The organism is Streptomyces violens, assembly GCF_000717745.1.
In the GTDB taxonomy this organism is placed as follows: Bacteria; Actinomycetota; Actinomycetes; order Streptomycetales; family Streptomycetaceae; genus Streptomyces; species Streptomyces violens.
In genome coordinates this window covers 75,867-91,658 of sequence record NZ_JOBH01000018.1, presented here as the reverse complement: position 1 = coordinate 91,658, position 15,792 = coordinate 75,867, and the positions used below count along the sequence as shown (strand labels likewise).

General features: G+C 72.1%; 16 protein-coding genes. 8 read left to right on the top strand and 8 right to left on the bottom strand.

Annotated features, from left to right (window positions below):
• Positions 1–41 precede the first annotated feature (41 nt).
• Positions 42–1,133 carry an amidohydrolase family protein gene (locus tag IF04_RS0129560; RefSeq protein WP_030264607.1) on the bottom strand — a complete coding sequence of 364 codons (1,092 nt, stop codon included), beginning with the start codon at positions 1,131–1,133 and terminating at the stop codon, positions 42–44.
• A 410-nt stretch (positions 1,134–1,543) separates the two neighbouring features.
• Between IF04_RS0129560 and ectA the strand changes: the two genes are divergently transcribed.
• From ectA to thpD, 4 genes are all read left to right on the top strand, one after another.
• On the top strand, positions 1,544–2,110 hold the full coding sequence (ectA, locus tag IF04_RS0129555; protein WP_078600938.1) for a diaminobutyrate acetyltransferase: 567 nt from the start codon (positions 1,544–1,546) through the stop codon (positions 2,108–2,110).
• Positions 2,111–2,186: 76 nt separating this feature from the next.
• A complete protein-coding gene (gene ectB, locus IF04_RS0129550) occupies positions 2,187–3,455 on the top strand; it encodes a diaminobutyrate--2-oxoglutarate transaminase (RefSeq protein WP_030264602.1) in 1,269 nt (422 codons plus the stop codon).
• A gap of 85 nt (positions 3,456–3,540) precedes the next feature.
• Positions 3,541–3,945, top strand: coding sequence for an ectoine synthase (locus IF04_RS0129545; RefSeq protein ID WP_030264599.1), 405 nt, complete (start codon positions 3,541–3,543; stop codon positions 3,943–3,945).
• A 75-nt stretch (positions 3,946–4,020) separates the two neighbouring features.
• Entirely contained in the window at positions 4,021–4,920 is a 900-nt protein-coding gene (gene thpD, locus IF04_RS0129540) for an ectoine hydroxylase (RefSeq protein WP_030264597.1), read from the top strand.
• 84 nt (positions 4,921–5,004) lie between these two features.
• Here thpD and IF04_RS0129535 read toward each other — a convergent pair whose 3' ends face one another.
• From IF04_RS0129535 to IF04_RS0129520, 4 genes are all read right to left on the bottom strand, one after another.
• Positions 5,005–6,063: a maleylpyruvate isomerase family mycothiol-dependent enzyme gene (locus IF04_RS0129535; RefSeq protein WP_030264596.1), complete on the bottom strand. Its 1,059-nt coding sequence runs from the start codon at positions 6,061–6,063 to the stop codon at positions 5,005–5,007.
• The gene (locus IF04_RS0129530; RefSeq protein WP_030264595.1) at positions 6,063–6,629 is read right to left on the bottom strand and encodes a sigma-70 family RNA polymerase sigma factor; all 567 of its coding nucleotides are present in this window, start codon (positions 6,627–6,629) and stop codon (positions 6,063–6,065) included. Before IF04_RS0129530 ends, IF04_RS0129535 begins: the two co-directional genes overlap by 1 nt.
• 310 nt (positions 6,630–6,939) lie before the next feature.
• On the bottom strand, positions 6,940–8,007 hold the full coding sequence (locus tag IF04_RS0129525; RefSeq protein ID WP_030264594.1) for an alkene reductase: 1,068 nt from the start codon (positions 8,005–8,007) through the stop codon (positions 6,940–6,942).
• Between the two features lie 110 nt (positions 8,008–8,117).
• On the bottom strand, positions 8,118–9,167 hold the full coding sequence (locus IF04_RS0129520; RefSeq protein WP_037961168.1) for an aminotransferase class V-fold PLP-dependent enzyme: 1,050 nt from the start codon (positions 9,165–9,167) through the stop codon (positions 8,118–8,120).
• Between the two features lie 219 nt (positions 9,168–9,386).
• Here IF04_RS0129520 and IF04_RS0129515 point away from each other — a divergent pair, with 219 nt between their 5' ends.
• Positions 9,387–10,049, top strand: coding sequence for a class I SAM-dependent methyltransferase (locus IF04_RS0129515; RefSeq protein WP_030264588.1), 663 nt, complete (start codon positions 9,387–9,389; stop codon positions 10,047–10,049).
• Positions 10,050–10,119: 70 nt separating this feature from the next.
• Here the strand turns inward: IF04_RS0129515 and IF04_RS0129510 are convergent, their stop codons facing one another.
• Entirely contained in the window at positions 10,120–10,719 is a 600-nt protein-coding gene (locus IF04_RS0129510) for a GNAT family N-acetyltransferase (RefSeq protein WP_051831655.1), read from the bottom strand.
• The gene (locus IF04_RS0129505; RefSeq protein WP_030264579.1) at positions 10,716–12,242 is read right to left on the bottom strand and encodes an aldehyde dehydrogenase (NADP(+)); all 1,527 of its coding nucleotides are present in this window, start codon (positions 12,240–12,242) and stop codon (positions 10,716–10,718) included. Before IF04_RS0129505 ends, IF04_RS0129510 begins: the two co-directional genes overlap by 4 nt.
• Positions 12,243–12,362: 120 nt before the next feature.
• On the opposite strand from IF04_RS0129505, the gene IF04_RS0129500 reads away from it, so the two are divergent.
• The gene (locus IF04_RS0129500; RefSeq protein WP_030264575.1) at positions 12,363–13,133 is read left to right on the top strand and encodes an IclR family transcriptional regulator; all 771 of its coding nucleotides are present in this window, start codon (positions 12,363–12,365) and stop codon (positions 13,131–13,133) included.
• Between the two features lie 30 nt (positions 13,134–13,163).
• On the opposite strand, the gene IF04_RS0129495 is transcribed toward IF04_RS0129500, so the two are convergent.
• Positions 13,164–14,363, bottom strand: coding sequence for a glycoside hydrolase family protein (locus IF04_RS0129495; RefSeq protein ID WP_030264572.1), 1,200 nt, complete (start codon positions 14,361–14,363; stop codon positions 13,164–13,166).
• A 172-nt stretch (positions 14,364–14,535) separates the two neighbouring features.
• Here IF04_RS0129495 and IF04_RS0129490 point away from each other — a divergent pair, with 172 nt between their 5' ends.
• Together IF04_RS0129490 and IF04_RS0129485 are read left to right on the top strand one after the other, a co-directional pair.
• Positions 14,536–15,345, top strand: coding sequence for an NAD-dependent epimerase/dehydratase family protein (locus IF04_RS0129490; RefSeq protein ID WP_030264569.1), 810 nt, complete (start codon positions 14,536–14,538; stop codon positions 15,343–15,345).
• A 109-nt stretch (positions 15,346–15,454) separates the two neighbouring features.
• On the top strand, positions 15,455–15,727 hold the full coding sequence (locus IF04_RS0129485; protein WP_030264565.1) for a GlsB/YeaQ/YmgE family stress response membrane protein: 273 nt from the start codon (positions 15,455–15,457) through the stop codon (positions 15,725–15,727).
• Positions 15,728–15,792: the final 65 nt, after the last annotated feature.

Sequence of the window (15,792 nt, the reverse complement as noted above, 5' to 3'; positions counted from 1 at the left end):
ACGGCGCCGCGGGGTGCCACCGGCAGAAACCCCCGCGGCGCTCAGCTGACCACCCGCCCCCGCAGAATCACCCGCCGCGGCGTACCGAGCACGCGTACGTCTTCCCGAGGATCCGCCTCGTACACCACCAGGTCGGCGGGGGCGCCCTCCGTGAGCCCGGGCCGCCCGAGCCACTCCCGGGCGCCCCACGCCGTCGCCGACAACGCCTCCAGGGCCGGGATACCGGCCTTGACCAGCTCCCCCACCTCCTGGGCGACGAGCCCATGCGCGAGCGACCCACCCGCGTCCGTACCGACATACACCGGCACACCCGCGTCGTACGCCGCCCGTACCGTGTCGTAGCGCCGCTCGTGCAGCCGCCGCATGTGGTCGGCCCAGCGCGGGTACTTCTCATCGCCGCCGGCCGCCAGCTGCGGGAAGGTCGCGATGTTCACCAGCGTCGGGACGATCGCGACGCCGCGCTCGGCGAAGAGCGGAATGGTCTCCTCGGTCAGGCCCGTGGCGTGCTCGATGCAGTCGATGCCCGCCTCCACGAGGGGCGCGAGGGACTCCTCGGCGAAGCAGTGGGCCGTGACGCGTGCCCCCAGCCGGTGCGCCTCCGCGATCGCGGCCTCGACCGCGCCACGCGGCCAGCAGGCCGCCAGGTCGCCCGTCTCCCGGTCGATCCAGTCGCCGACGAGCTTGACCCAGCCGTCGCCCCGCTTCGCCTCCTGGGCGACGTACGCCACCAGGTCCTCGGGCTCGATCTCGTGCGCGAAGTTGCGGATGTAGCGACGGGTGCGCGCGATGTGCCGGCCGGCGCGGATGATCCGCGGCAGGTCCTCCCGGTCGTCGACCCAGCGGGTGTCCGCGGGCGACCCGGCGTCGCGGATCAGCAGCGTGCCCGCCTCGCGGTCGGTGAGCGCCTGCTTCTCGCTGGTCGCCTTGTCGACCGCGCCGTGCGCGCCCAGGCCCACGTGACAGTGGGCGTCGACCAGGCCCGGCAGCGCCCAGCCCTCGATGGTGGTGACGTCCCGCGCCCCGGCCGGCCGCTCGTAGCTGACGCGTCCGCCGACGACCCACAGGCCGTCCCGTACGTCGTCCGGCCCGGCCAGGACCCTCCCCTTGATGTGCAGCACCGCGCTATCGCTCATGCACGCACTGTACGAGCCGCGCGTGAACCGCTGGACGGGACGGTCGGCGGGGAAGAATCCCGGAAACCCCATGGCGCTCCGGGCTTTCCTTGCTGTACACCTGTTACCAGAGAATTGCCAATTCTTCAGGTGCGCAGCTTCCCGTATTCTTCTGCCCGCTTTTCCGCAGCTCAAACGCGTCGATTCGGGTGACCCGCAAGTCCCGTAATTCGGACGGATCTCGCGGCCGTTACGCACATGTGACCGACCCCACAGTCGGACAGATTTGCCCCGTATTTTCCGGGCAAACCAAGACATCCCAAGGGTCTTCCGTGCGCCCGTGCGCCCCCGCGCGATAACACAGAACCCCCCGTCTCCGTAACCCCAGCCCGCGATGCAATTTCGAATTTCCCTCGGTAAATTTAATTCGCATGACCGCCGCACAAGCAGACCTTGCACGTGCCCGAAGCGAATTCAGAGAAATGCCGGAGGGCTTCAAGCTCGATGCCCCGCGAGTGGAGGACGGGGCCGCCATCTGGCGCATAGCCCGGGACTCCCGCACGCTGGACCTGAACTCCTCCTACAGCTACCTGCTGTGGTGTCGTGACTTCGCCGCCACCTCCGTCGTCGCCCGCGACGCGAAGGGCGAGACGGCCGCCTTCATCACCGGCTACATCCGCCCCGCCCGCCCGGAGACCCTCGTCGTATGGCAGGTCGCCGTCGACGACGCGCACCGTGGCCGCGGGCTGGCCGCAGCTCTCCTGGACGGCCTCGCCGGCCGCGTCGCGCAGGAGCAGGGCATCACTCGCCTCGAGACCACGATCTCGCCCGACAACACCGCATCGAACCGGCTCTTCGCCTCCTTCGCCGAGCGCCACGGCGCCTCCGTGGAGCGCGAGGTCCTCTTCGACGCCGGGCTGTTCCCCGAGGAGGGCCACGAGCCGGAGGTGCTGCACGACATCGGCCCCTTCGCCGCCCCTGCCCAGCCAGTGCGCTGAGCGCACGTCCAGTGCGCAGAGCGCACCCCAAGACTTCCCCCCTTCTGTCACACCCCACATCTCCCAGGAGCATGCTGTGACCATCACCCAGCCGGATCTGAGCGTCTTCGAAACCGTCGAATCCGAGGTGCGGAGCTACTGCCGCGGCTGGCCCACCGTCTTCGACCGGGCGCAGGGCAGCCGCATGTACGACGAGGACGGCCACGCCTACCTCGACTTCTTCGCCGGCGCCGGGTCGCTGAACTACGGCCACAACAACCCGGTACTCAAACGGGCGCTGATCGACTACATCGAGCGGGACGGCGTCACCCACGGCCTGGACATGTCCACCACGGCCAAGCGGGCGTTCCTGGAGTCCTTCCAGAACGTCATCCTGCGCCCGCGTGACCTGCCCTACAAGGTCATGTTCCCGGGCCCGACGGGCACCAACGCGGTCGAGGCCGCGCTGAAGCTGGCCCGTAAGGTCAAGGGCCGCGAGTCGATCGTGTCCTTCACCAACGCCTTCCACGGCATGTCGCTGGGCTCGCTCGCGGTGACCGGCAACGCGTTCAAGCGGGCCGGCGCGGGCATCCCGCTGGTGCACGGCACCCCGATGCCCTTCGACCACTACCTCGACGGCCGCTACCCGGACTTCCTGTGGTTCGAGCGGCTGCTGGAGGACCAGGGCTCGGGCCTGAACCAGCCCGCCGCCGTGATCGTCGAGACGGTCCAGGGCGAGGGCGGCATCAACGTCGCCCGTCCCGAGTGGCTGCGCGCCCTCGCCGACCTGTGCCACCGCCGCGACATGCTGCTCATCGTGGACGACATCCAGATGGGATGCGGCCGTACGGGTGCCTTCTTCTCCTTCGAGGAGGCTGGCATCGTGCCGGACATCGTCACCGTCTCCAAGTCCATCAGCGGCTACGGCCTGCCGCTGGCGCTCACGCTCTTCAAGCCGGAGCTGGACGTCTGGGAGCCGGGCGAGCACAACGGCACCTTCCGCGGCAACAACCCCGCCTTCGTCACCGCCGCCGCGACCCTGGACACGTACTGGGCCGACGGCCAGATGGAGAAGCAGACCATCGCCCGCGGTGAGATCATCGAATCGCACCTGCGTGCCATCGCCGAGGAGCACCCGCGGGCGGGTGTGGACTACCGCGGCCGCGGCATGGTCTGGGGGATGGAGTTCGCCGACAAGAGCCTGGCGAACAAGATCTCCAAGCGGGCCTTCGAGCTGGGCCTGCTGATCGAGACTTCGGGGCCGGAGAGCGAGGTCGTCAAGCTGCTGCCGGCGCTCACCACCACCCCCGAGGAGCTGGACGAGGGGCTGCGCACCCTCGCCCGCGCGGTCCGCGACTGCGTCTGACCCGACGCGCACGGGGCCGGCCGGCTGACCGCCGGCCGGCCCCGGCGGATCTCACCACCCGCAGAACAGAAAGGTTTTGAACCACGTGATCGTTCGCTCGTTCAAGGACATCGAGGGCACCGACCGCCACGTCAAGTCCGCTTCGGGGACCTGGGAGAGCAAGCGCATCGTGCTTGCCAAGGAGCGCGTCGGTTTCTCGCTGCACGAGACCACCCTTTACGCGGGCACTGAGACCGACATGTGGTACGCGAACCACATCGAGGCCGTACTGTGCGTAGAGGGCGAGGCAGAGCTCGAGAACCGGGAGACCGGTGAGAAGCACTGGATCGAGCCCGGCACGATGTACCTGCTCAACGGCCACGAGAAGCACACCCTGCGGCCGAAGACGGACTTCCGTTGCGTGTGCGTCTTCAATCCGCCGGTCACCGGTCGCGAGGACCACGACGAGAACGGCGTGTACCCGCTGCTCACCGAGCCCGAGGCGAGCTGACGCCGCTGGAATCAGGCCCGCTGCCCCGTCCGGCAGTTGAGGAAGGCACGTACGAGAGGAGAGGAAGGCAACACCATGACCACCGCACCCGAGCGCACCGCCGACCTGTACCCGACCCGTGGGGCCACCGAGGTGATCACCCCGCGGCAGGACCCGGTGGTGTGGTCGCAGCCCGGCACGGCAGGCCCGTTCCAGCCGTCCGAGCTGAGCGACTTCGAACGCGACGGCTTCTTCGCCATCGAGGAACTGATCACGGCGGACGAGGTCGCGGTGTACCGCGCCGAACTGGACCGGCTCACCCATGACCCGGAGGTCAAGGCCGACCCGCGCTCGATCGTCGAGGCGAAGTCGGACAAGGTCCGGTCCGTGTTCGAGGTGCACAAGATCAGCGAGGTGTTCGCCAAGCTGGTCGCCGACCCGCGCGTGGTAGGGCGCGCCCGTCAGATCCTCGGCTCGGACGTCTACGTCCACCAGTCGCGGATCAACGTCAAGCCGGGCTTCGGTGCGTCCGGGTTCTACTGGCACTCGGACTTCGAGACCTGGCACGCCGAGGACGGCCTGCCGAACATGCGCACGGTGTCCATCTCGATCGCGCTGACCGAGAACTACGACACCAACGGCGGCCTGATGATCATGCCGGGTTCGCACAAGTTCTTCCTGGGCTGTGCGGGCGAGACGCCCAAGGACAACTACAAGCGGTCCCTGCAGATGCAGGACGCGGGGATCCCGACCGACGAGGCGCTGACCAAGCTGGCCGACCGGCACGGCATCCGCCTGTTCACCGGCAAGGCGGGCTCGGCGACGTGGTTCGACTGCAACGCCATGCACGGCTCCGGCGACAACATCACGCCGTACCCGCGGAGCAACGTCTTCATCGTGTTCAACAGCGTGGAGAACGCCGCGGTGGAGCCCTTCGCGGCCCCGGTGCGGCGCCCCGAGTACATCGGTGCCCGGGACTTCACTCCGGTCAAGTGATCCACCCCGTGGTGTCCTCTCCCTCGTGACGAGGAGCCCGGTTCCGGGCCGGGGGGTCTTGGGTTCAGCCCAGGGGTCTCCGGCTCATAACCAGGCGAGTGACGCGGCCGTCGCCAGCACATGCTGAGCGGCGGCCGCGTCGCCTGCCTGGCCCCGGCTCACCTCCTGCGGGGTGAGCCGGCCGCCCACCAGCAGGCAGAGGTCGACCGCCTCCAGGACCAGTTCCGCGGCGACCGGCTCGGCGGCCGGCCCCAGTACCCAGTCGCCGCCCGCCTCGCCCTCCACCGCCAGCAGGACGGGCCGGGCCCCGTCCCCCAGTGCCAGGTCCAGGATGCGGACCGCGAGCGCCACCAGCCGCCGCAGATGCACGGGCGGCGGTGGGGGCACGACCAGGCCGAGTGCCCGGCCGATGTCCCGGGTGTGGATCCAGGTCTCGAACGCCCTGATCACGTAGTGGTCCGCGACCGGCAGCCGGCGGCCCATCAGCGCGGTGGACAGCGCGGCCGGCTCCGCCTCCCGTGCCTCGGGCAGCTCCAGCAGCCCGTGCGCCTGGGTCCGCCACGCCTCGGCCGTCTCGGCGGGCGGGCGGGTGTGCTCGTACGCCACGACCTCCTCGGTACGCGCCGCCCAGCGCACCTCCCACGGCGCCGCGTCCCCGGTCCCGCCCGGCTCGGCGCGCGTCACCGGCAGCAGCCCCAGCCGCTCGGCCAGCGGCTCGTCCGCCGCGATCAGATGCGCGACCGTGCCCTGTACGTCCCAGTCGTGCACCACCGGCGTCCCCCAGCGCGCAGGCGTACCGTCCAGCTCGCGCAGCAGCGCCTCCAGGCTCGCGACCGCCGCGGCGTAAGGAGCGGCGTGCGCGGCAGGCGCGTCGTGCCCGGTGCGCGCCGCGCGGGCCGCCGCCATCAGCCGGCCCCGGCCGACCTTGTCCGCTCCCTTGCGGGCGCCCTTGGCCGGCTCGGCGGGCGGCCCGTCCAGCCGGTGCACCGCCTCCCGCAGCCGTGCCAGCTCCTCCGTGCAGTCCTCGCAGTCCTCGATGTGCGCGCGGATGCGTTCCTCGTCGCCGGACATCACGGCGTCCAGCGCCCAGGCGGCGAGCAGCGCGTCGATCTCGGGGTGCTCCTCCGCGGGATCCCAGCCCATCAGATACCTCTCTCGACGGCCGGATCCGGCGGGTCGGCCAGCCGGTCGGCGAGGCTGCGCAGTGCCGCGCGCAGCCGGATCTTGGCGGTGTCCTCGGGAATGCCCAGTTCCACCGCGACCTGCCGGTAGGTGCGTCCCGCGAAGTACGCCAGGTGGAGCACCTGCCGCTGGGCCAGCGGAAGTTCGGTGAGTGCGGCGTGCAGCAGCGCGGCGTCGGCGAGCGCGGCTCCGGGCTCGTGCTCCGCGTCGCGCACCCGGTCGACGGCCCGCCGGTGGGCGAGCATGCTGAGCCAGGCGCGCAGCGAGCCGCGGGCCGGGTCGAAGGCGTAGGGGCGGGCCCACAGGTGGGTGAGCACCTCCTGGACGACGTCCTCGGCGGCGTTCGTGCTGCGGGTGACGGTGCGGGCGACGGCGTGCACCAGCCCGCCGAAGGCGTCGTACACCTCGCCGAGGGCGGACTCGTCGCCGTACACCAGCCGCCGGTGCAGGTCCTCGTCGCGCGGCGGAGTCGACGAATGAGCAGTTCTCCGGTCCACCGGCACCACCTCGTGAGGTCGTGCTGCCATTCCTAGCCGTCCGCGCCGCCGCGCGGTAGCCGTCCGCTCGGCCGAATTGCTCGAATGCCGGTGGGCCCGGGCGGATGGCCGTAGGGCGCGGCCACCCGCCCGGGGTCGGAGGGCAGAGCCTGTGTCATCACCCTGGTCGGATCAGCGAACGTCGTCTGGTGCGTGCTATCGCAAGGCGCCGGGGCGTCCTCGATGGGGGCCCCTCCCTGGCCGTTAAGGCCTTGGGGGAGGAGCTACGTGGGCGTTTCGGCAACGCCGCGAGAGTGCGTGCCAGGCGGCGGGCGCCCGGCCAGGGTTATGACACAGGCTCTCAGCCGGTGAGCGCCGGGTAGTCCACGTAGCCGCTGTCGTCGCCGCCGTAGAAGCTCTCCCGTACCGGCTCGTTGAACGGGCCCCCGGCCGCGAGGCGCGCGGGCAGGTCGGGGTTGGCGAGGAAGAGCCGGCCGTACGCCAGCAGGTCGGCCTCGCCCTCCTCGACCAGGGACAGCTCCTCGGGTCCGGCGGGGCGGCCGTCGACGGCCGGGTTCAGCATGAACGTACCGCCGAAGCGCTTCCGCAGCCGCGCCAGCAGCCCGCTGTCCCGGACGTCGCAGGCGTGCAGGTAGGCCAGGCCCAACGGGGCGATCGCCTCGACCAGGGCGGTGTAGGTGGCCTCGGGGTCGGGCTCCGACATGCCGTTGAAGGGGTTGCCGGGCGAGATCCGCAGGCCGGTGCGGTAGGCGCCGATCTCCGCCGCGACGGCCTTGGTGACCTCGATGGCGAAGCGGGCGCGGGCCTCGTCCGAGCCGCCCCACTCGTCGGTGCGCAGGTTGCTCGCGGGCGAGAGGAACTGGTGGATGAGGTAGCCGTTGGCGCCGTGGATCTCCACGCCGTCGAAGCCGGCCTCGATCGCGTTGCGCGCCGCGACCGCGAAGTCCGCGATGGTCTCGCGGACCTCGTCGTCGGACAGCTCGCGCGGCACGACGCAGTCCTTCATCCCGTCCTGGGTGAAGACCTGCTGGTCGGCGGCGACCGCCGAGGGCCCGACCGGTATCAGGCCGTCCGGCAGCAGTACGGGGTGGCCGATGCGGCCGCCGTGCCACAGCTGCGCGAAGATCTTGCCGCCCGCGGCGTGCACGGAGTCGGTGACCGTACGCCAGCCCGCGATCTGCTCGGCGGTGTGCAGCCCGGGGGTGAGCGGGTAGCCACGGCCCACCACGTTCGGCTGGGTGGCTTCGGTGATGATGAGGCCGGCCGAGGCCCGCTGGGTGTAGTAGCGGACCATGGACGGGGTGGGCACGCCGTCGGCCGTGGCGCGGTTGCGCGTCATCGGGGCCATGACGAGGCGGTTGGCGAGCGTCAGCCCGGCGAGGTCGACGGGGTCGAAGGCAGTGGTCAAGGCGTTCCTTTCACAAAGTCCTGTGGGGTCACCGGTCCCCAACACGACCTGCCGCCGACACATTCCCGGTAATGTCAACCCACTTGCATCGCTTGCCACTTGACATGCGATTACTTGAGCAGCTCCAGCAGCCGGTCCACGTCGTCCGGTGTGTTGTAGAGGTGGAAACCGGCTCGAAGCTTCCCCGCCCGTACGGCCGCCACGACGCCTGCCTCGGCCAGCCGTGCGTGCGCGTCCGCGAGGCCGGGGACGGTGACGATCGCGGAGCCGGGCGCGGGCAGCGGCTCGTGCCCCAGCTCGGCGAGGCCGGCACGGTACCGCTCCGCCAGCGCGGTGTTGTGCGCGTGCACCGCCGCCACCCCGATCTCTTCGAGGAGTGCGAGGGAGTGCTGGGCGCCGGTGTACGAGAGGGAGGCGTGCGGCTCGTCGTAGCGGCGGGCGTCCGCGGCGAGCCGCTCGATCGGGCCGTAGTTGGACTGCATCGGGTCGGCGCCGGCCACCCAGCCCGCGTGCAGCGCCGTCGGCTGCGGCGCGTCCTCGCCGACCACCAGGAACGACGTGCCCCGCGGGCACAGCAGCCACTTGTAGGCGCCGCACACGAGGTAGTCGAACTCCCGGGCGTCCAGCGGCAGCCAGCCCGCGCCCTGCGTCACGTCCAGCAGCGTCCGGGCGCCGTGCGCGCGGGCCGCGTCCCGGACGGCCGCGAGATCGGCGATCCGGCCGTCCAGCGCCTGCACCGCGGCGAAGGCGACCAGCGCGGTGCCCGGCCGCACCGCCTCGGCCAGGCCCTCCAGCGGCGCGGTGCGCACCCGCAGCCCGGGCCGCATCGAGAAGGGGTTGGCCACCGAGCTGAACTCACCCTCGGGCATGAGCACTTCGGCGCCCTCGGGCAGCGAGGCGGCGATGAGCGCGCTGGAGACGGCGACCGAGCCGGCGATGGCCACTCGGTCCGGGGTGGTGTGCAGCAGCCGCGCGAAGGAGGCCCGCGCGGCGTCCGCCGGGCCGAAGTAGTCACGGCCCATCGTGCCGTACGAGGTGGCGAGGTCGATCTCGTCGCGCAGTGCCGCGCGGGTCCTGGCGGGCAGCAGCCCGCTGGCGGCGGTGTTCAGATACGTCGTCTCGGGCGCGAACTCCGCGCCGACCGGTCGCTGTTGGGTCATTGCATCACTCTGATCGTTCCGCGTCCCGGAGTCCATCCCGATTCTTCTTGGCCACGCCCCAAGGACTGCTTGGAGAGGGGTCCCGGACGGCGTCTCCGTGGGGGTGGAGGGACCAGTTTTACGCACCGATGGGCGGTTTTGCGCTATCCTCCGGCGCTCGGCGATGCACTTGCCGTGCATCGGGCCGTCCGCGCCGTCCCGCGCCGGTACGGTCCGGGCATGACTACGCCTCAAGAACGTCTCGGCTCCTGGGAGAGTGCCGGGACCGACCCCGCCGCCGGCCACCCCTTCGATCCCGCCGCCCTCCGGGCGCAGCTCGCACCCGGCGCGCGGGTGCTGGACTTCGGCTGCGGCAGCGGCCGGCGAACGGCCGCGCTCGCGGCACTGGGGTACGCGGCCGAGGGCGTGGAGGGGTCGCGGGCGCTGGTCGAACGCGGGCGGCGGGAGCACCCCGGGCTGCCGCTCACGCACTGCCCCGGACTGCCACTCCCCTACCAGGACAGGCGCCACGACGCGGCGCTGCTCTTCGGTGTGCTCACTCGCGTGGCGCACGATGCCGGGCAACGCGCCGTCCTCGGGGAGCTGGCGCGCGTGGTGCGCCCCGGCGGGCTGCTGCACCTCAGTGACGTACCGCTGCAGACCGACCCGCGCTCGCGTGCGCGGTACGCCGCGTACGAGGACGAGTTCGGCGCGTACGGGATCTTCCGCACCGAGGACGGCGCGGTGGTCCGGCACCACGAACCGGAGCACCTGCGGCGGCTGCTGCGGATGCACGGCTTCGCCGTCACCGAGGAGCGCACCGACGCCGTCGGCACGCTGCACGGTCACTCCGTGAGCCGGCTCCAGCTCATCGCGCGCCGGGTGCCAGAGCCTGTGTCATAGCCCTGGTCGGATCAGCGCACGTCGTCTGGTGCGTGCTATCGCAAGGCGCCGGAGCGACCTCGTAGCGGAGCTACGTGGGCGTTTCGGTAACGCCGCGAGAGTGCGTGCCAGGCGGCGTGCGCCCGGCCGGGGCTATGACACAGGCTCTAAGCGTGAGCGCCAGGCCGATGTGGGTGTCGTCGGGGGCCGGGCGGCGTCCCTCGTCCGGCCGCCAGCCGTGCCGGGCGTAGAAGTCCCGGGCCCGGCGGTTGTGCCAGTACACCTGGAGCCGGGCGAGGGGGTGGCCCGCGGCGTGCCAGGCGGCGACGCAGGCGTCGTGCAGCGCGCTGCCGACGCCGGTGCGCCAGTGGGCGGGGTCCACGTGGAGCTGGTGAAGCATGACGCTGTCCACCGGGGCGCGGTCCTCGCGGCGGAAGGACGCGACGCCCACGGTCGTACCGGAACGTTCCGCGCACAGCACGGTGGTGTCCGGCCGCTCGACGGCCCCGGCCCAGGCCTCGCGCCAACGGGCCTTCTCGGCCGCGTCGTCCAGGAGCGCGTCGGGCAGCCGCCCGCGGTAGTAGGACGCGCGGGCCCGGGCGTGCAGCGCGGCAATCGCGTCGAGGTCGCCCGGCACGGCGGCCCGGACGGTGGTGTCCGGGCCGCTCGCGGGGTGGGGCGCGGCCGTCACGCCTCGCGGACCCCGTCGACCCTGCGCGGCAGCCCCAGCGGGTTCTCCTCGCGCAGCTCCGGCGGGAGCAGCGCGGGCGGGGTGTCCTGGTAGGCGACCGGGCGCAGCCAGCGCTCGATGGCCGTGCCGCCGACGGAGGTGGAGGTCGAGGTGGTCGCCGGGTAGGGGCCGCCGTGGTGCTGGGCGGGGGACACGGCGACGCCGGTGGGCCAGCCGTTGACCACGACGCGCCCGGCGAGCGCGGTGACCTCGGCGAGCAGTTCGGCGCCGCTGCCCTCGCCCGCGCACTCGCCGCTGGAGAGCTGCAGGGTCGCGGTGAGGTTGCCGGGCAGCCGGCCGAGGACCGCGGTCGCCTCGGCGTCGTCGGCGTACCGCGCGACCACCGTCACCGGGCCGAAGCACTCCTCCAGGAGCAGGTCGTGCGGGCCGTCGGCGGCCAGCCGGGCGGCGGGGAGGGTGAGGAAGCCGGCGGAGACGGTGTGCTCGCCGCCCGCGCCGGGCGTCACCGGGGCTTCCACGTCGGGCAGTTCGGCGCGGGCCTGGACGCCCGCGAGGAAGGCGTCCCGCATCCGGTGGTCGAGCAGTACGCCCGACTCGGTGTCGCTGACCTTGGCGGTGAGCTCCTTGACGAGCCCGTCGCCGGCCGCACCCTCGGGCACCAGCACCAGGCCCGGCTTGACGCAGAACTGGCCGACGCCCAGCGTCATCGCGCCGGCCAGGCCCGCGCCGATCTGCTCGGCGCGCTCCTCGACGGCGTCCTGGGTGACCACGACGGGGTTGAGGCTGCCGAGCTCGCCGTGGAAGGGGATCGGGTGCGGGCGGGCCGCCGCAGCGTCGTACAGGGCGCGGCCGCCGCGTACCGAACCGGTGAAGCCGGCGGCGGTGATCAGCGGGTGGCGGACCAGCTCGACGCCCGCGTCGAAGCCGTGCACCAGGCCGACCACGGCCTCGGGGAGGCCGGACTCGGCGGCGGCGCGGCGCAGCAGGGCCGCGCACAGCTCGGAGGTGGCGGGGTGGTCCGGGTGCGCCTTGACGACGACCGGGCAGCCCGCGGCCAGGGCGCTGGCGGTGTCGCCGCCGGGCACCGAGAAGGCCAGCGGGAAGTTGGAGGCGGAGTAGACCGCGACCACACCGAGCGGGATCTTGTACCGCCGCAGGTCGGGGCGGGGCGGGGTGAGCTGCGGGTCCGCGTGGTCGATGTGTACGTCGAGGAAGGCGCCCTCGTCGACGATGTCCGCGAAGGCGCGCAACTGGTACGTCGTCCGGGCCAGTTCGCCGGTGAGCCGGCCCGGGCCGAGCGCGGTCTCCGCGTCGGCGGCCTCGATCACCGCCTCGCCCGCCTGGTCGAGCAGGTCGGCGGCGCGGCGCAGGAACGCGGCGCGCACGGTCCGGTCGGCGAGGGAGCCGCGGGCTTCGTGCGCCGCCCGTACGGTCGCGTCGACCTCCTCGGCTGTGGCCTCGGCCGCAACCTCTTCGCGCTGCTTCCCGCTGCGGGGGTCGACGCTCCAGACTGGTGCTGCCACCGTGCATTCCTCCTGGGCCGAGTACTTCTGCAGTCCGGGCGTGTTCGATATACTGAACTGCGTCCCGAAGTGTGAATACTCTGGGACTCTATGACTGTCCGAACTGAGGGGTCAAGGGCGATGCCGGCTGCCGAGACCGGGGGATCACAGGTCAAGTCCGCAGTGCGGACGGTCGAACTGCTGGAGTACTTCGCGGGCCGCCCCGGGATGCACAGCCTCGCCTCCGTCCAGGAGGCCGTCGGCTACCCGAAGTCCAGTCTGTACATGCTGCTGCGCACGCTCGTCGAGCTGGGCTGGGTGGAGACGGACGCCACCGGCACCCGGTACGGCATCGGGGTGCGCGCCCTGCTCGTCGGCACGTCGTACATCGACGGCGACGAGGTCGTGGCCGCCGCGCGGCCCACCCTGGACCGGCTTTCGGACGACACCACCGAGACCATCCACCTCGCCCGCCTGGACGGCACGAACGTCGTCTACCTGGCGACCCGTCAGTCGCAGCACTATCTGCGCCCGTTCACCCGCGTCGGCCGCCGGCTGCCCGCGCACTCCACGTCCCTGGGCAAGGCCCTGCTCGCGACGCACACGGACGAGCAGGTGCGCAAGATGCTCCCGGAGACGCTGCCCTCGCTCACCGAGCACACCACGACCGACCGCGAGAAGCTCATCGAGGAGCTGCACGCGGTGCGGGAGCAGGGGTACGCCGTCGACCGCGAGGAGAACACCCTCGGGCTGCGCTGCTTCGGGGTGGCGATCCCGTACCGCACGCCGGCCCGCGACGCCATCAGCTGCTCGGTCCCGGTCGCCCGGCTCACTCCGGCGCACGAGCAGATGATCAAGGACGCGCTCTTCGACGCCCGGGACCGACTGACGCTGGCGACGCGGCGCCTCTGAGGCGCAGCCCTGTAGCAGCCCTGTAAGGGATCAGGCTCCGGAGCCGCTCAGCTCCGTGAGCGCCGTACGGACCTCCTCCAGGTCCACGTCGGACGCCAGCCCCGCGTGGTACAGCCGCAGCTCGTCGGCGCCGGACGTGGCCGCGTGGGCTGCGTCCGCCGCGAGCGTGTCCGGGCTGCCGCCCATGCCCCGCACGACCGTGAAGTTCGCGGCACGGACGCCGCGCCCCGTGAACGGCGCGAGCGCCGCGGCCCGTTCCTCCGCGCTCCCCGTGCACGGCACGACCACGCCGTCCGCGTAATCGAAGATCTGCCCGGGCTGCACGCCGGCATTGGCGCCGCAGCGGTGCGGGGCGGGGTCGGCGTGCAGCAGGATACGGAAGTCCGGCCCGGCGGCGGCCCGTACGGCGGCCACGGCGTCGCGCCGCAGCTCTTTTGCGGCCCGGTTCCGCCAGCCGGCGACGACCCCCACGTACGCCTCCCCGAGGGCCTCGACGACCTCGGCCCACTCCCCCGCACGGTCCCCCGCTCCCCCGCTGCCGCCACCCGCCCACACGGGCGCCAGCGCACGGAGCACCGCCTGCCGCAGCTCCTCGGGGTCGGCGCCCAGCGCCGCGTACCCGTGGCGGCACTCCGTACAGAAGCACAGCGACATCAGGTACTGCGCCGCGCCGCTCAACGGGACGCCGCCGGTCTTGTCGTGCGCGTGCAGATGGGCGAGCCCGTACCAGCCGCAGGACTCCAGTTCGGTGCCGCGGGTGTGCGGCCGTACGGCGGCCTCGGCGGCCAGGGTGACGAGGTACTCGTGCACTTCGGGGCGGGCGATACAGGGTGCCCAGGGGTAGGCGTCCCCGTAGGCGTTGCGGACGACGGACTCCGGATGCTCGGCGCCCAGCCGGGAGTTGTGCGCCAGCACCACCCAGGAGTGCACCTCCAGACCCGCGTCGGTGAGCGCGCGGGCGGCCTCTTCGTACGGGTCGGGCCCCGGGAGCCAGTCCTGCGTATACGGGCGCAGCGCGCGGCCGGCCCAGCGCTCCGGGGACGGCGGGTAGAGGACGGCGGAGTGCCGGGCGGTGACGACGCGGTGCTCCGGGTGGCGCGGGGTGAGGGCGCGGGTGGAGTGGTAGGCGGCGGCGAGGGTGACCTGGGCGACGCCGAGCCCGGCGGTCCGCCGAGCGGCTTCCGGGTCACCGACGACGTCCCACGGGTAGAGAAAGGCGGCGGCGCGCATCGGGATCCCTTCGAAGAACCACATACGCCGAGCGACCTGAGTCGAGACGTATTCATGGCCAGCATCCATCTACATGAACGCGATGACGCTAAAACAGCGCATCCGGCGGGTCAAGAGTCCTTACTCGTCCACCATCTTGACCGGAGCACGCCCCTTCTTTACGTTGACGCCCATGACCGCACCCCGCACCGTCCTGCTCACCGGGGCCGCCGGCGGCCTCGGCACCCTGATGCGCGAACTGCTGCCCTCGTACGGCTACCGACTGCGGCTCTTCGACCGCCTGCCCATCGAGGGCGAGCCGGACGCGATCGTCGCCGACCTCGCCGACAAGGAAGCGCTGCGCAAGGCGGTGCACGGGGTGGACGCCGTGATCCACCTCGCGGGCATCTCCCTGGAGTCGACGTTCGAGAAGATCCTCAAGGCCAACATCGAGGGCACGTACCACCTCTACGAAGCGGCCCGCGAGGAAGGCGTGCGGCGGATCGTCTTCGCCTCCTCCAACCACGCCGTCGGCTTCACCCCGCGCCCGCGCGACGGCTCGGCCGCGATACCGGTGAACACCCCGCGCCGCCCCGACACGTTCTACGGGCTGTCCAAGGGCTTCGGCGAGGACCTCGCCGCGCTCTACTGGGACCTGCACGGCATCGAGACCGTCTCGGTGCGCATCGGGTCCTGCTTCCCCCGGCCCACCTCGGTCCGAATGCTCTCGATCTGGATGAGCCCCGGCGACTGCGCCCGGCTGCTGCACGCGGCGCTCACCGCCGAGGACGTCGGCCACACCGTCGTCTACGGCTCCTCCGCCAACACCCGGCTGTGGTGGGACCTCAGCAGCGCCCGCGCGCTCGGTTACGAGCCGCAGGACGACTCCGAGGAGTACGCCGCCGAACTCCTGGCGGAGCAGGGCGAGCTGGACCCGGAGAATCCCGAACACGCACACCTCGGCGGCGCCTTCTGCACGGATCCGCCGGTCTGGCCGTACTGAGATCCGCTGCTCATCGGCGGGTGATCGTGGCATACCGCACGGAACTCCGGGCGGTGTCCTCGCGTCCTTGAAGGCGTAACAACCCCTTGCAGGAACGAGGAACACCATCATGGGCATCGTCAGCTGGCTCGTACTGGGGCTGGTCGCCGGCGTCATCGCCAAGGTCCTGCTGCCCGGACGGGACCCGGGCGGCCTGGTCGGCACCACCCTGACCGGCATCGTGGGCTCGTTCGTGGGCGGCTGGCTCTCCACGAAGTTCCTCGACCGCCCGATACCGAAGGACTTCTTCGACCCGGCCATGTGGGTCGCCTCCATCGCCGGCGCCCTGGTCCTGCTGATCGCGTACCGCCTGCTCTTCGGGAACTCCCGCGCCCGGAACTGAGCCCCGCGGCGGCGGGCGGCGATCGGGTGGGGGTAATGGAACCGTAAAGCGGTGCCGGTCGTTAC

Bases quoted from the DNA above. Each gene is read 5' to 3' on its own strand.
- IF04_RS0129495 (WP_030264572.1), bottom strand. From the start codon at position 14,363: ATGCGCGCCGCCGCCTTTCTCTACCCGTGGGACGTCGTCGGTGACCCG.
- IF04_RS0129485 (WP_030264565.1), top strand. From the start codon at position 15,455: ATGGGCATCGTCAGCTGGCTCGTACTGGGGCTGGTCGCCGGCGTCATC.
- IF04_RS0129500 (WP_030264575.1), top strand. From the start codon at position 12,363: ATGCCGGCTGCCGAGACCGGGGGATCACAGGTCAAGTCCGCAGTGCGG.
- IF04_RS0129515 (WP_030264588.1), top strand. From the start codon at position 9,387: ATGACTACGCCTCAAGAACGTCTCGGCTCCTGGGAGAGTGCCGGGACC.
- IF04_RS0129530 (WP_030264595.1), bottom strand. From the start codon at position 6,629: ATGGCAGCACGACCTCACGAGGTGGTGCCGGTGGACCGGAGAACTGCT.
- IF04_RS0129560 (WP_030264607.1), bottom strand. From the start codon at position 1,133: ATGAGCGATAGCGCGGTGCTGCACATCAAGGGGAGGGTCCTGGCCGGG.
- IF04_RS0129520 (WP_037961168.1), bottom strand. From the start codon at position 9,167: ATGACCCAACAGCGACCGGTCGGCGCGGAGTTCGCGCCCGAGACGACG.
- ectA (WP_078600938.1), top strand. From the start codon at position 1,544: ATGACCGCCGCACAAGCAGACCTTGCACGTGCCCGAAGCGAATTCAGA.
- IF04_RS0129490 (WP_030264569.1), top strand. From the start codon at position 14,536: ATGACCGCACCCCGCACCGTCCTGCTCACCGGGGCCGCCGGCGGCCTC.
- thpD (WP_030264597.1), top strand. From the start codon at position 4,021: ATGACCACCGCACCCGAGCGCACCGCCGACCTGTACCCGACCCGTGGG.
- IF04_RS0129535 (WP_030264596.1), bottom strand. From the start codon at position 6,063: ATGGGCTGGGATCCCGCGGAGGAGCACCCCGAGATCGACGCGCTGCTC.